Below are 15,907 nucleotides of genomic sequence, written 5' to 3'. Positions count from 1 at the left end.
TCCCCGATGGATTTCAGCTACTCGGCACGCACGCAGCAACTGCAGGCCCAGCTCAACCGCTTCATGGACGAGTTCGTCTACCCGGCCGAGGCGGCCTGGTGGGCCGAGATCGAGGCCAACACCGCCGCGGGCCGGCGCTGGACACCGCTCGAGGTGATCGAGCAGCTCAAGCCCAAGGCACGCGAGCGCGGGCTGTGGAACCTGTTCCTGCCGCCCTCGGCCGACGGGCAGCGGAACACCTCGGGCGACTACGGCCAGGGCCTGTCGAACCAGGAATACGCGCCGCTGGCGGAGATCATGGGCCGGGTGCCCTGGGCCAGCGAGGTGTTCAACTGCTCGGCGCCGGACACCGGCAACATGGAGACGCTGGTGCGCTACGGCAGCCCCGAGCACAAGCAGCGCTGGCTCGAGCCGCTGCTGGCCGGTGAGATCCGCAGCGCCTTCGCGATGACCGAGCCGGCGGTGGCCTCGTCGGACGCCACCAACATCGAGTCGCGCATCGAACGTGTCGGCGACGAGGTCGTCATCAACGGGCGCAAGTGGTGGACCTCCGGCGCCGGCGACCCGCGCTGCCGCATCTACATCTTCATGGGCAAGACCGACCCCTCGGCGCCCAGGCACTCGCAGCAGTCGATGGTGCTGGTGCCGGCCGACACGCCGGGCGTGACGGTGCTGCGCCCGCTTCAGGTGTTCGGCTACGACGACGCACCGCACGGCCACATGGAGGTGCTGTTCGAGAACGTGCGCGTGCCGGCCTCGAACATCCTGCTCGGCGAGGGCCGCGGCTTCGAGATCGCCCAGGGCCGGCTCGGCCCGGGCCGCATCCACCACTGCATGCGCCTGATCGGGCTGGCCGAGCGCGCGCTCGAGCTGATGTGCCGGCGGGCCTCCAAGCGCGTCGCCTTCGGCCGCACCATCGCCGAGCAGGGCGTGACGCGCGAGCGCATCGCGCAGGCACGCTGCCTGATCGAGCAGGCGCGCCTGCTCACGCTCAAGGCCGCCTGGATGATGGACGTGGCGGGCAACAAGAGCGCGCAGGGCGAGATCGCGATGATCAAGGTGGTGGCGCCGAGCATGGCCTGCCAGGTGATCGACTGGGCCATGCAGGTGCACGGCGGCGCCGGCATGAGCCAGGACTTCCCGCTCGCCTACTTCTACACCTGCGCCCGCACGCTGCGCTACGCCGACGGACCGGACGAGGTGCACCGCAACGCGATCGCCAAGCTGGAACTCGGCCGGCACGCCTGAGCGGCCGCGCCTACGACGCTCAGGCGGGGGCCGGGCTGCCCAGCGTCGCCTCGATCCAGCCCTCGATGGCCTCCGGCCGCGCCGGCAGCAGCGGCGCGCCGCCGGTGAACTCGGTCCAGGCCGGCGCCCAGCGCGGCGAGACGACCGTCAGCAGCGGGATGTCGGCCGACATCAGATCGAGCAGTTCGGCGCTGAAGCCCTCGCCGTGCGCCTCCATGCCGCCGAAGCGGTTGCACACGACCAGGTCGGGCGCCTCGCCGCCGGCGCGGCGCAGCACCTCGCTGGCGCGCGCGAAGCCCTGCGGATCGGCCCGGCAGGCGGCCGACGCGCGCCCCAGCGCCTGGGAGACGAGGTACTCCTCGCGGGTGTCGAGGTCGACCAGCACCATCGCACCACAGGCCTCCCGGTCGCCGTCGGGCCACGTCATCACGAGTCCGCGCACCCGGCGGCCGGCGCGGCGCTGGCGGGCAGCGCAATCGGCCAGCAGCGCATCGACGTCGGCCGACCCGTCGTCCAGCACTGCGGCCGCTCGCAGGGGCGGCTCGTTGGCGACGCGCTCGGGCCGGCTCATCCGCTGCGCTTGGGCGGCTCGTCGGTGCCCAGCGCCTGCCAGGCGGTGGAGCCCGAGGGCGCCCATTCCTGAGCGCTCTCGCCGTGGTGCGCCGCCACCTCCAGCGCGCGGGCCACGGCGGCCTCGAAGATCGCCACCGCGCTGGTCAGCGACATCGGGTCGGGGTCGATCAGCCGGGCGCGCAGGTAGCTGCGGCCGCGCAGCGTCATCAGCACGAAGGGCGGGTCGTTGGCCAGCAGGCCGCCCAGCGCGCGCTCGAGCTGCGCCGCGAGCGCACCGCCGATCCAGGCCATGCCGGCCGCCGGCAGGCTGGCCACCGCGGCGAAATGGCTGCGCAGCACGCGGTAGGACGACAGGTCGACCTTGCCGAACATCACCAGCCAGCGGATCTCTTCCGGCGAGCTGGTGTCGATCTGCGTCTGCGTGCCCTCGGTGAAGCGCTCGAAGGTCTGCTTCTCGAGCAGTTCCATCAGCGGACGAGACAGCAGCAGCATCTGCAGGTCGGCCGGCAGCTTGAGCTCCATGCGGATGCGCAGCTCGCGGCCCTCGATGTAGCTGCGCTGCGGCGGCCCCCATTCGATGCGCACCGGACGGCCGCCGAGATCGCCCTCGATGACGAAGCCTTCGTCCTCGCGCGCACGCTTGAAGGCCAGGCCGCGCTCGCGCGCCCAGTCCGCCACGTCGCGCCAGTCCGGGCCGGCGGGCTGCGGGGAGAAGAAGCGCTTGAACGACTCGAGCATGGTTTGCACTAGAGTGTCGGCGCAATCGCGCTCGAACTGAAGCCGGAGACCGACACGATGATCGAAGTGTATTCGTGGGCCACGCCCAACGGCCACAAGGTCCACATCATGCTCGAGGAGTGCGGCCTGCCGTACCGCGTGCACCCGGTGGACATCGGCGCCGGCGACCAGTTCGCACCGGAGTTCCTGGCGATCAGCCCGAACAACAAGATCCCGGCGATCGTCGATCCGGAGGGCCCGGACGGCCAGCCGATCTCGCTGTTCGAGTCGGGCGCCATCCTTCTCTATCTGGCCGGCAAGACCGGGCGCTTCCTGCCGGCGAGCACGCGCGGCAAGTACGAGGTGCTGCAGTGGCTGATGTTCCAGATGGGCGGCGTGGGCCCGATGCTGGGCCAGGCGCACCACTTCCGCATCTACGCGCCGCAGAAGATCGAGTACGCGATCGAGCGCTACAGCAACGAGGCCAGGCGCCTGTACGGCGTGATGGACAAGCGCCTCGCGAAGAGCAAGTACCTCGGCGGGCCGGAGTACTCGATCGCCGACATCGCCGTGTTTCCCTGGCTTCGCTCGTGGAAGAACCAGGGCATCGACTGGAACGACTACCCGCACCTGAAGGGCTGGTTCGACGAGATCGGCCACCGTCCCGCGGTGATGCGCGGCGTCGAGGTGCTGGCCGACCGGCGCAAGCCACTGGTGGACGACAAGGCGCGCGAGACCTTGTTCGGCGCCACCCAGTACCAGCGGCACTGAGCCGCCCCGCCCCTGTGCCAGCCCGCCGGCGCTGCGCGGGCCGCAGCGGCTCGGCCCCTTCGATAGCCATTGTCAATCGATGCGATTTCCTCAATCAAGCGGCGGAATGCTGCAGTGCAATCACAATATCGATCGTTCGCTTCCGTTTGACTCCATCTATCAAAGGACAATCCATGTCGCAGATCAACACCCCCGTCCAGCCGTTCAAGACCACCGCCTTCCACAACGGCAAGTTCGTCGAGGTGACCGAGCAGAGCCTGAAGGGCCAGTGGTCCGTGCTGATCTTCATGCCGGCGGCGTTCACCTTCAACTGCCCGACCGAAGTCGAGGACGCGGCCGACAACTACGCCAAGTTCCAGGAGATCGGCGCCGAGGTCTACATCGTCACGACCGACACGCACTTCTCGCACAAGGTGTGGCACGAGACCAGCCCGGCCGTCGGCAAGGCCAAGTTCCCGCTGGTCGGCGACCCGACCCACAAGCTGACCCGTGCCTTCGGCGTGCACATCGAGGAAGAGGGCCTGGCGCTGCGCGGCACCTTCGTGATCAACCCCGAGGGCATCATCAAGACCGCCGAGGTGCACGACAACGCGATCGCGCGTGACGTCAAGGAGACGCTGCGCAAGGTTGCCGCGGCGCAATACGTCGCCAAGAACCCGGGCCAGGTCTGCCCGGCCAAGTGGCAGGCGGGCGCGAAGACGCTGACGCCGTCGCTCGACCTCGTCGGAAAGATCTGACGTCCCACCCCCGGAGCGCCTTATGGCGCTCCCCCTCGAGGGGGCGCCGCGGGCGGACCGGCGGAGCCGGATCCGCCGCGGCCACTTGATATCACTGGAGCATCACCGTGCTTGACGACAGCCTCAAGACCCAACTCGCCGCCTACCTGCAGCGCGTGACGCAGCCGGTCGAACTCGTGGCCTCGCTCGACGAGCGCGAGGCCTCGGCCGAGATGCGGGAGCTGCTGTCGGAGATCGCGGAGCTGAGTCCGCTGATCACGGCCCGCTTCGACGGGCTGGACCGGCGCCGCCCGTCGTTCTCGATCAGCCGCGCCGGCGCCGACATGGGCGTTCGCTTCGCGGCGATCCCGATGGGCCACGAGTTCACCTCGCTGGTGCTGGCGCTGCTGCAGGCCGGCGGGCACCCGCCCAAGCTCGAGGCGGAAGTCATCGAGCAGATCCGCTCGCTCGAAGGCGACTTCGCCTTCGAGACCTACATGTCGCTGACTTGCCACAACTGCCCGGACGTGGTGCAGGCACTGAACCTGATGTCGGTGTTGAACCCGCGCATCCGCCACGTGGCGATCGACGGCGGCCTGTTCCAGGACGAGGTCGAGCAGCGACGGATCATGGCCGTGCCGATGGTCTTCCTCAACGGCCAGCCCTTCGGCTCGGGCCGCATGGAGGTGCACGAGATCCTGGCCAAGATCGACACCGGCGCTGCCGCGCGCGACGCCGCCAAGCTCGCGACGAAGCCGGTGTTCGACGTGCTGATCGTCGGCGGCGGCCCGGCTGGCGCGGCCGCAGCGGTGTACGCCGCGCGCAAGGGCATCCGGACCGGCATCGTCGGCGAGCGCATGGGTGGCCAGACGCTGGACACGCTGGGCATCGAGAACTACATCTCCGTGCTCGAGACGCAGGGCCCGAAGTTCGCCGCGGCGCTCGAGGCGCATGCGCGGGCCTACGGCGTGGACCTGATGAACGGCCAGCGCGTCGCGCAGCTCGACGCCCCCGCGTCGGGCCCGGTCCGCGTGAGACTCGACAACGGCGCCGTGCTGCAGGGCAGGACCGTCATCCTGGCCACCGGCGCGCGCTGGCGCAACGTCGGCGTGCCCGGCGAGGCCGAGTACAGGAACAAGGGGGTGGCCTACTGCCCGCATTGCGACGGCCCGCTCTACAAGGGCAAGCGCACCGCGGTGATCGGCGGTGGCAACTCGGGCGTGGAGGCGGCGATCGACCTGGCCGGCATCGTCGAGCACGTCACGCTGATCGAGTTCGCGCCGCAGCTCAAGGCCGACGCGGTGCTGGTCGAGAAGGTCAGGAGCCTGCCCAACGTCACGCTGATCCTGAACGCACAGACCACCGAGATCGTCGGCGACGGGCAGAAGGTCACCGGGCTGCGCTGGAAGGACCGCACGAGCGGCACCGAGCAGCTGGTGGAACTTGCCGGCGTGTTCGTGCAGATCGGCCTGGTGCCCAACACCGAGTGGCTCAAGGGCACGCTCGAGCTCTCGAAGCACGGCGAGATCATCGTCGACGCCAAGGGCGCCACCAGCCTGCCGGGCGTGTTCGCCGCCGGCGACGCGACGACCGTCCCGTACAAGCAGATCATCATCGCCGCCGGCGACGGCGCGAAGGCGGCACTCTCGGCCTTCGACCACCTGATCCGCCACTCGGCGGCAGCGTGAGCGCGGCGCAGCCTCAGGGCTGCGTCGCCACCATCACCGAATAGGCCTTGAACACCGCGGTGGCCGGCTGGCCCACCGCCAGGCCGAGGGTCTCCACGCCTTCGTTGGTGACGGTGGCGCTGAGCGTCGGGCCGCCGGGCAGCGTCAGCACCACCAGCGACGACACCGCGCCGCGCTCGATGCGCGACACCGTGCCGGCGAGCTGGTTGCGGGCCGACAGCTGCCAGCCGGCGAAATCGGTCACCAGCACCACGGCCGAGGCCTTGATCAGCGCGATCGCCTCCTGCCCCTTCTTCAGCTTCAGCCGCTTGGCGGCGGCAGCCGTCATCGTCGCGGTGATCTGCTCGCCGCCCTTGAGCGCGATGCTCACCGAGGCCGAGACCGGCCCGAGCTCGACGGCCGACACGGTGCCGGCGAACTGGTTGCGTGCGGTGGTCTTCATCGACATCCTCCGGAGCAGCCCGGCCAGCGCCGGAAGTTGGGCCAGCCGCGCCTCCTGCGTGCGCAGGAACTCGCGTTGCTCTCGTTGCAGGCCGTGCCAGGCCTCGAGCAGACCCAGCGCGGCCGGCGTCAGCCGCGTACCGCCGCCGCCGCTGCCGCCGGTGGCCGTCTCGAGCAAGGGCTCGTTGGCCAGGTTGCAGGCCGACTCGAGCATCAGCCAGGCCCCCTTGTAGCTGAGGCCCGCGGTGCGCGCGGCCTTGTTGATCGAGCCGGTGGCCGCCAGCGCCTCGAGCAGCGCGAAGAAGCGCGCATCGAGCCGGCCGGCGAGCCTGAGCTCGGCGGTGATCAGGTTGCCGGCGCCGGCGGGCTTCATTCCATCAACGCCACGGTCTTGACCTGGGCCCACACCGGCTGCCCGGGCGCCAGCGCCAGCGCATGTGCCGAGCGCCGGGTGAGGCGCGCGACGACACCCGCCGTGCCGACCCGCACCCGCACCAGGGCCAGTGCCGGATGCGCGTCGTCGGCGATCGCCTCCACCGTGCCGTGCAACTGGTTGCCGATGCTGGTGCCGGTCTGCGCCGTGCACGCCAGGCTCACGTCGCGCGCCAGCACGCGCAGCCGCACGCGGCGCCCGATCGGCAGGCCATGGTCGCGCGCCCAGATGGCGCAGCCCGGCGCGACGTCCAGCCGGGCGAGCTGCCAGTGCGCGTCGCGCTCCGCGACCACGGCGTCGAGCACCACGCCGGCGTCGTCGCCGAAGGCCACGGGCAGGTCCAGGCGGGCCAGCATGTCGGCCAGCGGCCCGTCGGCGAGCACGCGGCCGGCCTCCATCAGCACCAAGTGGTCGGCCAGGCGCGCCACTTCGTCGATCGAGTGGCTCACGTAGATCACCGGCAACTGCAGCCGGGCATGCAGCTGGTCGAGGTAGGGCAGCAGCTCGGACTTGCGGCGCGCATCCAGCGCGGCGAGCGGCTCGTCCATCAGCAGCAGCTGCGGGCTGGTGGCCAGCGCCCGCGCGATCGCCACGCGCTGGCGCTCGCCGCCCGACAGCGTCTCGGGGCGCCGGTTCATCAGCGCACCCAGGCCGAGCAGGTCGACCGCCTGGTCCAGCGCGATGCGGCGCGCGGCAGCCGGCACACGATCGAGCCCGTAGGCCAGGTTGCGGCGCACGTCCAGGTGCGGGAACAGCGCCGCCTCCTGGATCACGTAGCCGATCGCGCGGCGGTGCGTCGGCACGAAGCGGCCCGCGGCGTCGTCCTGCCAGACCTCGGTGCCGAAGGCCACGCGGCCGGCGGCGCGCTCGAGCCCGGCGAGCGCGCGCAGCACGGTGGTCTTGCCGCAGCCCGACGGGCCGAACAGCGCCGTGACCCCGCGCGCCGGCAGGACCAGTGCCACGTCGAGCCTGAAGCCGCGCCGCGGCAGCTGCAGTCGCGCCTCGATCACGCCGCCTCTCCCGGTCGCTCGCGCGGCGGGCGGTTGACCACATACAGCGTCACCAGCACGACGAGCGCGAACACCACCATGCCGGCGGCCAGGCGATGCGCGTCGGCGAACTCGGTGGCCTCGACATGGTCGTAGATCGCCACCGACAGCACGCGTGTCTTGTCCGGGATGTTGCCGCCGATCATCAGCACCACGCCGAACTCGCCCACGGTGTGGGCGAAACCGAGCACGCCGGCGGTCACGAAGCCCGGCCGCGCGAGCGGCAGCACGACGCTGAAGAAGCGGTCCAGCGGGCCGGCGCGCAAGGTGGCCGCCGCCTCCAGCGTGCGCTCCGGGATCGACTCGAAGGCCTGCTGCAGCGGCTGCACGACGAAGGGCAGCGAGTAGAAGACCGAGGCCACCACCAGGCCGGCGAAGCTGAACGGCAGCCGCCCCAGGCCGAGTGCCTCGGTCAGCTGGCCGACGGGTCCGCGCGGCCCCATCGCGAGCAGCAGGTAGAAGCCCAGCACCGTCGGCGGCAACACCAGCGGCATCGCGACCAGGGCCGACCAGACCGGCTTGAGGCGCGAACGCGTCCGGGCCAGCCACCACGCGAGGGGCGTGCCGACGAGCAGCAGCAGCACGGTCGTCACCGCGGCCAGTTCGGCAGTGATGCGGATGGCGCTCCAGTCGGCGGGGCTGAACATGCGTCAGGGTGCGTAGCCGAAGTCCTTGATCACGGCCCGGGCCGCGTCGCTCTTCAGGTAGGCGAGCAGCGCCGCGGCCGCCGGGTTCTTCGCGCCGGTCCTGAGCAGCACCGCGTCCTGCCGGATCTCGCGGTGCAGCGTCGGCGGCACCAGCCAGTACGAACCCGTCGACGGCTTGCCCGGCACGACCACCTGCGAGAGCGCGACGAAGCCGAGTTCCGCGTTGCCGGTGAAGGCGAACTGGTAGGCCTGCGCGATGCTCTCGGCCGTGACGAGCTTGGGCGTGACCGCCGCGGTTAGCCCGCGCGCCCTGATCACCTCCAGCGCCGCGGCACCGTAGGGCGCCACCTTCGGATTGGCGATCGCGACATGCTTCACCTGGGCCGAGGCCAGCACCGCCCCATCGCCGTCGACGAGGCCGGGCTGTGCGCTCCACAGCACCAGCCGGCCCGTCGCGTAGGTGAAGTTCGTGCCGGCCACCGCGTGACCCTCGGTGACCAGCCGGCGCGGCGTCTCGTCGTCGGCGGCGATCAGCACCTCGAAGGGCGCACCGCTGACGATCTGCGTGTAGAACTTGCCCGTCGCCCCGGAAGAGACCTTGAGCTGGTGCCCGGTGGCGGCGGCGAAGGCCTCGCCGATCCGGGCCAGCGGGCCGGCGAAGTTGGCGGCCACGGCCACCTGCACCTCGCCGGCACGGGCCGCGGCCGCCGCGGCCAGCATGAGCGCGCCAAGCAGCTGTTTCATGCGGGAGAGCCTTTGTCGAGTTCCCGACACGGGGTCGGCGGATTGTTATGTAGATTACTACACAACGAATTCCGGTTGCAGGAAGCATGCCGTCGCACGCCACCGTCATGCGGCGGCCGGTCCGTTCGTCTTGTCCGGGAGCGACCACAATCCCGTGGCGCGAACCGGAGCCCGACCATGAGCACCTACCTGCTGCTGCTGCACGAGACCCCCGCCGACTTCGCCCTCCTCACCCCGGCCGCGATGCAGGAGATCGTCGCCGCCCACCGCGCCTATGCCGTGCGGCTGGCCGAGCGCGGCCTGCTGGCCGGCGGCGAGAAGCTCAGCGACGACGGCGGCCGCCACATCCGCAGCCGCGACGGCCGCCCCGTGATTACCGACGGCCCCTACGCCGAGACGCACGAGGTGATCGGCGGCTTCTACCTGGTGCGTGCCGCCAGCCTGGCCGAGGCCGAGGCCCTGGCGCTCGAATGCCCGCACCGCGGCGGCGGGCGCTGGATCGAGCTGCGCAAAGTGGACGAGATGCAGTGAACGCGCCGCTGGCGGCGCTGCTGGCACGCGAGCGGCGGCGCGTGGTGGCGCACCTGGCGCGCACGCTGGGCAGCGCCCGGCTCGCGCTGGCCGAGGACGCCGTGCAGACGGCGACCCTCCGGGCCCTCGAGCGCTGGCCGGTGGACGGCGTGCCCGACCGTCCGGCAGGGTGGCTGTACCGCGTGGCGCGCCATGCGGCGATCGATGCCTTGCGCCACGACGGGCGCCACCAGCCGCTGCCCGACGACGATGCGGGCCTGGCCGAGTTGCCCGCCGCGCCGCCCCCCGAGGCCCGCTTCGCCGGCGAGCTGGACGACGACGAACTGGCCCTCGTCTTCACCGCCTGCCACCCGCTGCTGCCGCCGGCCACGCAGGTGGCGCTGGCCCTGCGGGTGCTCGCCGGCCTCGAGCTCAAGGCCATCGCCCCGCTGGTGTTCACCACCGAGGCCGCCCTGGCGCAGCGCCTGGCGCGCGCGCGCGAGGCACTGGCCGGCCAGGCGCTGCGCGTGCCGGCCGGGCACGAGCTGGCGGCACGCCGCGAGGCCGTCGCGACGACGCTGGCGCTGATGTTTCATCTCGGCATGCGCGCCGCCGGCCGCGCCGGCGGTGCGGAGCCGGCCTGCGCGGCGATGGCGCCCTGCTGGGAGGCGATCCGCCTCGCGCGCGCCCTGGCGGCCCACCCGGCCACCGCGCATGGCGACGCCGACGCACTGGCCGCGCTGCTGCTGCTGCACGGCGCCCGCCTGACCGGCCAGGTCGACGACGCGGGTGACATGGTGCCGCTGCCCGGCCAGCCGCGCGATCGCTGGGACGCCGGGATGATCCGCATGGGCTTCGCGCACCTGCGCGCGTCGCAGCGCGCGCAGCCGCCCTCGCGCTGGCACCTGCTGGCCGGCATCGCGGCCGAGCACGCGATCGCGCCCGACCATGAACGCACCGACTGGGGCGCCATCGTGCGTTACTACGATGCGCTGCTCGCGCTCGACCCGTCGTGCGCGCCGCGCCTGGGCCACGCCATCGCGCTGGCCGAGGCCGGCGAGCCGGGCGAGGCGCTGCGCCGCCTCGAGGTCATGCGCGCCGAGGTGCCGGCGGCGCTGCACGCGCACCTCTTCGCCGCGCTGTCGTGTGCCTGCGAGCGGCTCGGCGACACCGCGGGTGCGCTCGACCGGCTCGCGCAGGCGATCGCGGTCGCGCCGCACCCGGCCGACGCCCGGATGCTGGCGCGCCGGCGCGACGCGCTCAGGCGATCCTGACGTACTCGTACTCGCCCGGCTGCCCGTTGATGCCCATGCGCGGCGGCGCGATCCAGCTGGCGTACTCGCCCGCCTTCGTGCAGGGCTTCATCAGCGAATGGATGAACTGGTTGTCGCTGTCGTTGGGCAGCCAGCCGCCCTGCTCCCGAGCCCACTGCGCCTCGCTCAGCAACTCGCCCGCCGGGCTGATGCGGTGCCCGGCAAATTCGCCGATGCGGCGGTTGAAGCCCTTGTGCGGCTGCGTGATGCGGAAGTCGATGCCGGCCTTCTCGATCACCTTGTTCCAGCGGTCGATGCCGCCCTGGCAGTCGGCGATGTAGTCGTCCAGCAGCCGGCAGTTGATCGCGCGCAGCGCCGGCACGGCCTCGTCGACGAGCTTCCCGTCGATCACGCGGGTCACGCTGTAGGTCGCGTCCTGCAGCTGGTGGTCATCCGTCAGCTGCGCCTCGTTGAAGCGCCCCTTCAGCCCGGCGCTGAAGGCATCGGCCGCGTTGCTCGAGATCTCGGAGCCGAACAGGTCGCGCGTCACGCTCATGTGGAAGTTGGCCTTGCGCTGCAGCAGCGGCAGGTCGACCACACCGAGCGCACGGATGCGCTCGGTGTCGTACGGGTCGGTGATGCCGGCCTTCTTCATCGCCGCGCAGGTGGCCTCGATCGTGCGCCCCACGCCCGTCTCGCCGACGAACAGGTGGTGCGCCTCCTCGGTGAGCATGAAGCGGCACGAACGCGAGAGCGGATCGAAGCCGCTTTCGGCCAGCGCGGCCAGCTGCATCTTCCCGTCGCGGTCGGTGAAGTAGGTGAACATGAAGAAGGAGAGCCAGTCCGGCGTGCGCTCGTTGAAGGCACCGAGGATGCGCGGGTTGTCCTGCTGGCCGCTGCGGCGCTCGAGCAGCGCCTGGGCCTCCTCGCGGCCGTCCTTGCCGAAGTACTTCACCAGCAGGTAGACCATCGCCCACAGGTGGCGACCCTCCTCGACGTTCACCTGGAACAGGTTGCGCATGTCGTACAGGCTGGGCGCCGTCTTGCCGAGGTAGCGCTGCTGCTCCACCGAGGCCGGCTCGGTATCGGCCTGGATCACGATCAGCCGGCGCAGCAGCGAGCGGTACTCGCCCGGCACCTCCTGCCAGGCCGGCTCGCCCTTGTGGCGGCCGCAGGGAATCGTGCGGCCCTCGACCTTGGGCGCGAGCAGGATGCCCCAGCGGTACTGCGGCATCTTCACGTAGCCGAACTTGGCCCATCCGGCCGGGTCCACGCCCACCGCCGTGCGCAGGTAGACCTCGGCGTCCTGGAAGCCGTCGGGCCCCATGTCCTGCCACCAGTCGAGGTAGTTCGGGTGCCAGCTCTCCAGCGCGCGCTGCAGCTGCTTGTCCGACGCCAGGTCGACGTTGTTGGGGATCGAATCGTCGGTCCGCACCTCGACGAACCGGTCGCTGCGGATCGCCTCGGGCACTTCGGTCAGGGTCTCGATGGTCTCGCTCATGCTCACTCCTTGTATGCAGTTTGCTTCACTTCACGGTTGGCGCGAGATGCATCATTGTGCAGTTCAGTGCACGAAGTTCTGACCTGGATCAGAGTCTCCTCACTCCGGCACCGCGCATCGGAGCGCTGCGCCGGCGCAAGCGGGGACGTCGGGGGGCTTGTTAGCATTTGTCCATGCCCTGGTTCGCTCCTGGCCGTGCCGCCCTGGGGGCGCTGGCCCTGCTGCTCGCGCTGCCCGCCCCGGCCGCCCCGCCCGCCGCGCCGCAGACCGTCTGCACGATCACCGTCAACTCCGCCGACGAGAAGGACAGCCTGCGGCGCCACCTGAGCGAATCGCGCTGGCGTTTCGTCGAGCTGGTCGAGCGCGGCCGGCCCGACTGGCTGGCCTCGGCCTGCCGTGCGGGCGTGCGCTGCGACGTGCTGGTCATCTCCGGCCACTACGACGGCGCCAACGAGTTCTTCTCCGACCGGCTCGAGACCCAGGAGTACCTGCCCGTCACCGAGCTCGAGCGGGTGTCGTGCAGCGCCTCCTGCCCGGGCCTGTTCGAGCGGCTCAAGGAGGTCTACCTGTTCGGCTGCAACACGCTGAACCCGTCGCCGCAGAGCAGCGCCTCGGCCGAGGTGGTGCGCAGCCTGGTGCGCGAAGGCCACTCGCCCAAGGAAGCGCGCCGCCAGCTGCAGGCGCTCAACGCGGCCCAGGGCGAAAGCAGCCGCGAGCGCATGCGCCAGATCTTCAAGGGCGTGCCGGTGATCTACGGCTTCTCGTCGGCCGCACCGGTCGGCCCGATCGCCGGCGCGACGCTGGAGCGCTACCTGCGCTCCGGCGGCGCGGCCGACGTCGCGCGCGGCCACCCGAGCGGACGCCTGCTGGGCTACTTCGCACCCTTCGCGATGACGGCCGCCTCCGGCATGACCGAGCAGGACCCGGCCATCGCCGCGCGCCGCGACATGTGCCAGTTCGCCGACGAACGACGCAGCGACGCGGCGCGCCTGGGCTTCGTGCACGAGCTGCTGCAGCGCCATGTCGGCGAGGTGCGGCTGCAGCTCGAGCGCATCCAGCGCCTGATGGCCGGCCTCGACGCCGAGGCCCGCCGGACCCCGGCGGTGGCCCGGGCGCTGGCCACGATCGCCCAGGACCGGGCCGCGCGCGACCGCTTCCTCGCCTACACGCGCGGCGCCGACGAGCCGCCGGTGCGCGTGCGCCTGGTGAACCTGGCACATGCGCTGGGCTGGCTGGATGCCGACCAGCGCTGGCAGGAGCTGGCGCTGATGCTCGGCGAGCTGCTGGAGCGATCGCGGCTGGACGTGCCCGAGGTCGGCCTCGCCTGCAGCCTGAACGAGGAGGGCGACCTGGACGGCGCCTTCGGCCGGCGCGGCGCCGCCACCGTCGGCGGCGACGATGCGGCACATGCCGCGGTGCGCGCCTGCCTCGGCAGCTCGGAGGCGCGTGCGCGCGTGCTCGAGGCCCTGGTCGGCCGCAGCGAGGCGGAGGTGCGCGTCGCCCAGGCCTACCTGCGCCAGCGCCCGATCGAGGATGCCGCCGAGCTGCGCCGCGTGGCCGACTCGATCGCGGCGATGCCCGCCGGCGAGGCGCAGGTGCGCGCGCTGGAGACGCTCGGCCGCCACTACGTGGCCGACCGCGCGGTGCTGGACCGGCTGACCCGGCTGTACGCCGAGACGCCCTCGCCCGCGGTGCAGAACGCGATCGCCGGGATCCTGATCCGGGCCGACCGCTCCGGCGTGGCCGACACCGACCTGGCGCGCCTGCTGCGCGAGCACCGCCGGCCCGCACCCGGCGGCGGCGACAGCCTGGTCGAGGCGCTGATCGAACGCCTGCCCACGCCGTGAGACCTGTGTCACACCCGGTTGCCGCGCCGTTCGCGTCAGCTCAATCCGCGCGCAAGCTGCTTGTGGAAGACTGACCCCATGCGCCTCGTTCGTACCCCCCTGCGCCTGCTGCGGCGGCTGCCGCTGGTCGCCCTGCTCGGCCTGGGTGCCGGCGTGGCCACGGCAGCGCCGAAGACCGTCTGCACCGTCACGATCAACTCGTCCGACGAGAAGGAAAGCTTCCAGCGCCACCTGCCGGCGGGCGACTACCGCTTCGTCGAGCTGGTGCAGCGCGGCCAGCCCGACTGGCTGGCCTCGGCGCGCCAGCGCGGCGTGAGCTGCGACGTGCTGGTCATCTCCGGCCATTTCGACGACGGCAGCGAGTTCTACACCGACCGCCCCGACTTCCGCGAATTCCTCACCGTGCACGAGATGGAGCACGAGTCCTGCCGTCCCGACGGCCTGTTCGCGCACCTGAAGGAGGTCTACCTGTTCGGCTGCAACACGCTGAAGTCGGAGCCGCGGTATGCCGCTTCCGGCGAGGTGCTGCGCAGCCTGCAGCGCGCCGGCGCGTCACGCGCCGAGGCCGAGCGCCGGGCCGCCTGGCTGTCCGAGCGTTACGGCCAGAGCAACCGGGAACGCCTGCGCCATGTGTTCAAGGACGTGCCGGTGCTGTACGGCTTCTCGTCCAAGGCGCCGCTGGGCCGCTACGCCGGCCCGCTGATGGAGCGCTACTTCGAGACGGCGCCGGCCGGCGAGGTGGGCAGCGGCCGGCCCAGCGCCACGCTGCTGAAGCTGTTCGGACCCAGCTCGATGATCAGCGTGGCCGGGCTGACCGAGGCCGACCCGCACGCCGGCTTCCGCGCCGAGATGTGCAGCCTGGCCGACGACCGGCCCGAGGCGCAGAAGCTCGAGTTCCTGCACAGGCTGCTGCAGCGCGAGGCGAGCGACGCGCGCATGCTGCTCGAGCATGTGGAGCGCTACCTGGCCGGCCTCGGCCCGGCGCGGCGCACGCAGCCCGAGGTGGCCGAGGGCCTGGCACGCATCGCCGCGGACCAGCCGGCGCGCGAACGCTTCCTGGCGCTCGCCCGCGACGCCGACCGCGCGTCCACCACCACGCGCATGACGGCCGTGGCGCGCTCGCTCGGCTGGCTCACGCCGGCCCAGGAGCAGGACGAGTTCGTCGCGATGATCGCCCGCCGCATGGCGCGCAACGAGCTCGGCCGCCACGAGGTGGACCTGGTGTGCGACACGCCGGCCGGCCGCGGTGCCGGCCTGGCCGAGCGGCTGCAGGCCACCGGTGCGCCGCGCGCCGAGGTGGTGGCGGACGCCGCGGTGCTGGCCTGTCTGGGCAGCCCTGCCGCGCACGAGCGCACGCTGCGCGCGCTGACCAGCCCGCGCGAGGACGAGGTCGAGATCGCCCAGGTCTACCTGCGCCACCGGCCGATGACCCGCGTCGAGGAGCTGCGCAGCGTGGCCGCCGGCATCGCGCGCATGAACACGCCCGCGGCCCAGCTGCGTGCGCTCGAGGCGCTGGCCAAGCAGCGCCTGGCCGACGCGCAGAGCCTGCGCGAGATCGCGCAGCTGTTCCCCAAGGCACGTTCGCTCGAGGCGCAGCGCGCCATCGCCAACATCCTGGTGCGGGCCGACTACCGCCAGCTTGCCGGCACCGACCTGCTGCGCTCGCTGCGCCAGCACCGGCTGCGCTCGCCCGACGGCAGCGACGTGATCGACCTGCTGATCCGGCTGCTGCAGACGGCCTGAGGCATCGCGGGCGGTCGCTGCCGGCG

General features: G+C 71.9%; 15 protein-coding genes. 8 read left to right on the top strand and 7 right to left on the bottom strand.

Annotated features, from left to right (window positions below):
* Positions 1 to 6 precede the first annotated feature (6 nt).
* Positions 7 to 1,248: an acyl-CoA dehydrogenase family protein gene (locus D9C15_RS26400; protein ID WP_128001752.1), complete on the top strand. Its 1,242-nt coding sequence runs from the start codon at positions 7 to 9 to the stop codon at positions 1,246 to 1,248.
* A 19-nt stretch (positions 1,249 to 1,267) separates the two neighbouring features.
* Here D9C15_RS26400 and D9C15_RS33540 read toward each other — a convergent pair whose 3' ends face one another.
* Both D9C15_RS33540 and D9C15_RS33535 read right to left on the bottom strand, forming a co-directional pair.
* Positions 1,268 to 1,819: a DUF2478 domain-containing protein gene (locus tag D9C15_RS33540; RefSeq protein WP_164886862.1), complete on the bottom strand. Its 552-nt coding sequence runs from the start codon at positions 1,817 to 1,819 to the stop codon at positions 1,268 to 1,270.
* Positions 1,816 to 2,559, bottom strand: coding sequence for a type III secretion system chaperone family protein (locus D9C15_RS33535; protein ID WP_164886861.1), 744 nt, complete (start codon positions 2,557 to 2,559; stop codon positions 1,816 to 1,818). Before D9C15_RS33535 ends, D9C15_RS33540 begins: the two co-directional genes overlap by 4 nt.
* A 57-nt stretch (positions 2,560 to 2,616) precedes the next feature.
* Between D9C15_RS33535 and D9C15_RS26390 the strand changes: the two genes are divergently transcribed.
* The 3 genes from D9C15_RS26390 (at position 2,617) to ahpF (ending at position 5,713) form a co-directional block, all read left to right on the top strand.
* A complete protein-coding gene (locus D9C15_RS26390; protein WP_128001750.1) occupies positions 2,617 to 3,309 on the top strand; it encodes a glutathione S-transferase N-terminal domain-containing protein in 693 nt (230 codons plus the stop codon).
* A 173-nt stretch (positions 3,310 to 3,482) separates the two neighbouring features.
* The gene (ahpC, locus tag D9C15_RS26385; protein WP_128001748.1) at positions 3,483 to 4,046 is read left to right on the top strand and encodes an alkyl hydroperoxide reductase subunit C; all 564 of its coding nucleotides are present in this window, start codon (positions 3,483 to 3,485) and stop codon (positions 4,044 to 4,046) included.
* A 107-nt stretch (positions 4,047 to 4,153) separates the two neighbouring features.
* On the top strand, positions 4,154 to 5,713 hold the full coding sequence (ahpF, locus tag D9C15_RS26380; protein ID WP_128001746.1) for an alkyl hydroperoxide reductase subunit F: 1,560 nt from the start codon (positions 4,154 to 4,156) through the stop codon (positions 5,711 to 5,713).
* A 13-nt stretch (positions 5,714 to 5,726) separates the two neighbouring features.
* Here the strand turns inward: ahpF and D9C15_RS26375 are convergent, their stop codons facing one another.
* Genes D9C15_RS26375 through modA form a run of 4 tightly spaced genes read right to left on the bottom strand, consistent with a single transcriptional unit; the run spans position 5,727 to position 9,027 of the window.
* Complete coding sequence (locus D9C15_RS26375; protein WP_128001744.1) at positions 5,727 to 6,527, bottom strand: TOBE domain-containing protein; 801 nt, start codon at positions 6,525 to 6,527, stop codon at positions 5,727 to 5,729.
* Positions 6,524 to 7,597, bottom strand: coding sequence for a molybdenum ABC transporter ATP-binding protein (gene modC, locus D9C15_RS26370; RefSeq protein WP_128001742.1), 1,074 nt, complete (start codon positions 7,595 to 7,597; stop codon positions 6,524 to 6,526). The genes D9C15_RS26375 and modC overlap by 4 nt, the downstream gene beginning before the upstream one ends.
* Positions 7,594 to 8,283, bottom strand: coding sequence for a molybdate ABC transporter permease subunit (modB, locus tag D9C15_RS26365; RefSeq protein WP_128001740.1), 690 nt, complete (start codon positions 8,281 to 8,283; stop codon positions 7,594 to 7,596). The genes modC and modB overlap by 4 nt, the downstream gene beginning before the upstream one ends.
* Positions 8,284 to 8,286: 3 nt before the next feature.
* Positions 8,287 to 9,027: a molybdate ABC transporter substrate-binding protein gene (modA, locus tag D9C15_RS26360; protein WP_128001738.1), complete on the bottom strand. Its 741-nt coding sequence runs from the start codon at positions 9,025 to 9,027 to the stop codon at positions 8,287 to 8,289.
* A gap of 177 nt (positions 9,028 to 9,204) precedes the next feature.
* On the opposite strand from modA, the gene D9C15_RS26355 reads away from it, so the two are divergent.
* Together D9C15_RS26355 and D9C15_RS26350 are read left to right on the top strand one after the other, a co-directional pair.
* Entirely contained in the window at positions 9,205 to 9,558 is a 354-nt protein-coding gene (locus D9C15_RS26355) for a YciI family protein (RefSeq protein ID WP_128001736.1), read from the top strand.
* Positions 9,555 to 10,811 (top strand): sigma-70 family RNA polymerase sigma factor, encoded by a 1,257-nt coding sequence (locus D9C15_RS26350; protein WP_164886860.1) that lies wholly within the window; start codon positions 9,555 to 9,557, stop codon positions 10,809 to 10,811. The genes D9C15_RS26355 and D9C15_RS26350 overlap by 4 nt, the downstream gene beginning before the upstream one ends.
* Here the strand turns inward: D9C15_RS26350 and boxB are convergent.
* Positions 10,798 to 12,291, bottom strand: coding sequence for a benzoyl-CoA 2,3-epoxidase subunit BoxB (gene boxB, locus D9C15_RS26345; RefSeq protein ID WP_128001732.1), 1,494 nt, complete (start codon positions 12,289 to 12,291; stop codon positions 10,798 to 10,800). The two genes, D9C15_RS26350 and boxB, sit on opposite strands and share 14 nt — an antisense overlap.
* A 173-nt stretch (positions 12,292 to 12,464) precedes the next feature.
* Between boxB and D9C15_RS26340 the strand changes: the two genes are divergently transcribed.
* On the top strand, positions 12,465 to 14,138 hold the full coding sequence (locus D9C15_RS26340; protein WP_128001730.1) for a hypothetical protein: 1,674 nt from the start codon (positions 12,465 to 12,467) through the stop codon (positions 14,136 to 14,138).
* A gap of 78 nt (positions 14,139 to 14,216) precedes the next feature.
* The gene (locus D9C15_RS26335) at positions 14,217 to 15,881 is read left to right on the top strand and encodes a hypothetical protein (protein ID WP_128001728.1); all 1,665 of its coding nucleotides are present in this window, start codon (positions 14,217 to 14,219) and stop codon (positions 15,879 to 15,881) included.
* Positions 15,882 to 15,907: the final 26 nt, after the last annotated feature.

Origin of the sequence: Piscinibacter defluvii, assembly GCF_004011805.1 — a bacterium.
Lineage (GTDB): Bacteria > Pseudomonadota > Gammaproteobacteria > Burkholderiales > Burkholderiaceae_C > Piscinibacter > Piscinibacter defluvii.
The sequence above is the reverse complement of the archived record's forward strand: the minus strand, read 5'-3'. Positions and strand labels throughout refer to the sequence as shown.

Excerpts from the sequence above, each read along its gene's own strand:
- D9C15_RS26400 (WP_128001752.1), top strand. The coding sequence starts at position 7 with ATGGATTTCAGCTACTCGGCACGCACGCAGCAACTGCAGGCCCAGCTC.
- D9C15_RS33540 (WP_164886862.1), bottom strand. The coding sequence starts at position 1,819 with ATGAGCCGGCCCGAGCGCGTCGCCAACGAGCCGCCCCTGCGAGCGGCC.
- D9C15_RS33535 (WP_164886861.1), bottom strand. The coding sequence starts at position 2,559 with ATGCTCGAGTCGTTCAAGCGCTTCTTCTCCCCGCAGCCCGCCGGCCCG.
- D9C15_RS26390 (WP_128001750.1), top strand. The coding sequence starts at position 2,617 with ATGATCGAAGTGTATTCGTGGGCCACGCCCAACGGCCACAAGGTCCAC.
- ahpC (WP_128001748.1), top strand. The coding sequence starts at position 3,483 with ATGTCGCAGATCAACACCCCCGTCCAGCCGTTCAAGACCACCGCCTTC.
- D9C15_RS26375 (WP_128001744.1), bottom strand. The coding sequence starts at position 6,527 with ATGAAGCCCGCCGGCGCCGGCAACCTGATCACCGCCGAGCTCAGGCTC.
- modB (WP_128001740.1), bottom strand. The coding sequence starts at position 8,283 with ATGTTCAGCCCCGCCGACTGGAGCGCCATCCGCATCACTGCCGAACTG.
- modA (WP_128001738.1), bottom strand. The coding sequence starts at position 9,027 with ATGAAACAGCTGCTTGGCGCGCTCATGCTGGCCGCGGCGGCCGCGGCC.
- D9C15_RS26355 (WP_128001736.1), top strand. The coding sequence starts at position 9,205 with ATGAGCACCTACCTGCTGCTGCTGCACGAGACCCCCGCCGACTTCGCC.
- boxB (WP_128001732.1), bottom strand. The coding sequence starts at position 12,291 with ATGAGCGAGACCATCGAGACCCTGACCGAAGTGCCCGAGGCGATCCGC.
- D9C15_RS26340 (WP_128001730.1), top strand. The coding sequence starts at position 12,465 with ATGCCCTGGTTCGCTCCTGGCCGTGCCGCCCTGGGGGCGCTGGCCCTG.
- D9C15_RS26335 (WP_128001728.1), top strand. The coding sequence starts at position 14,217 with ATGCGCCTCGTTCGTACCCCCCTGCGCCTGCTGCGGCGGCTGCCGCTG.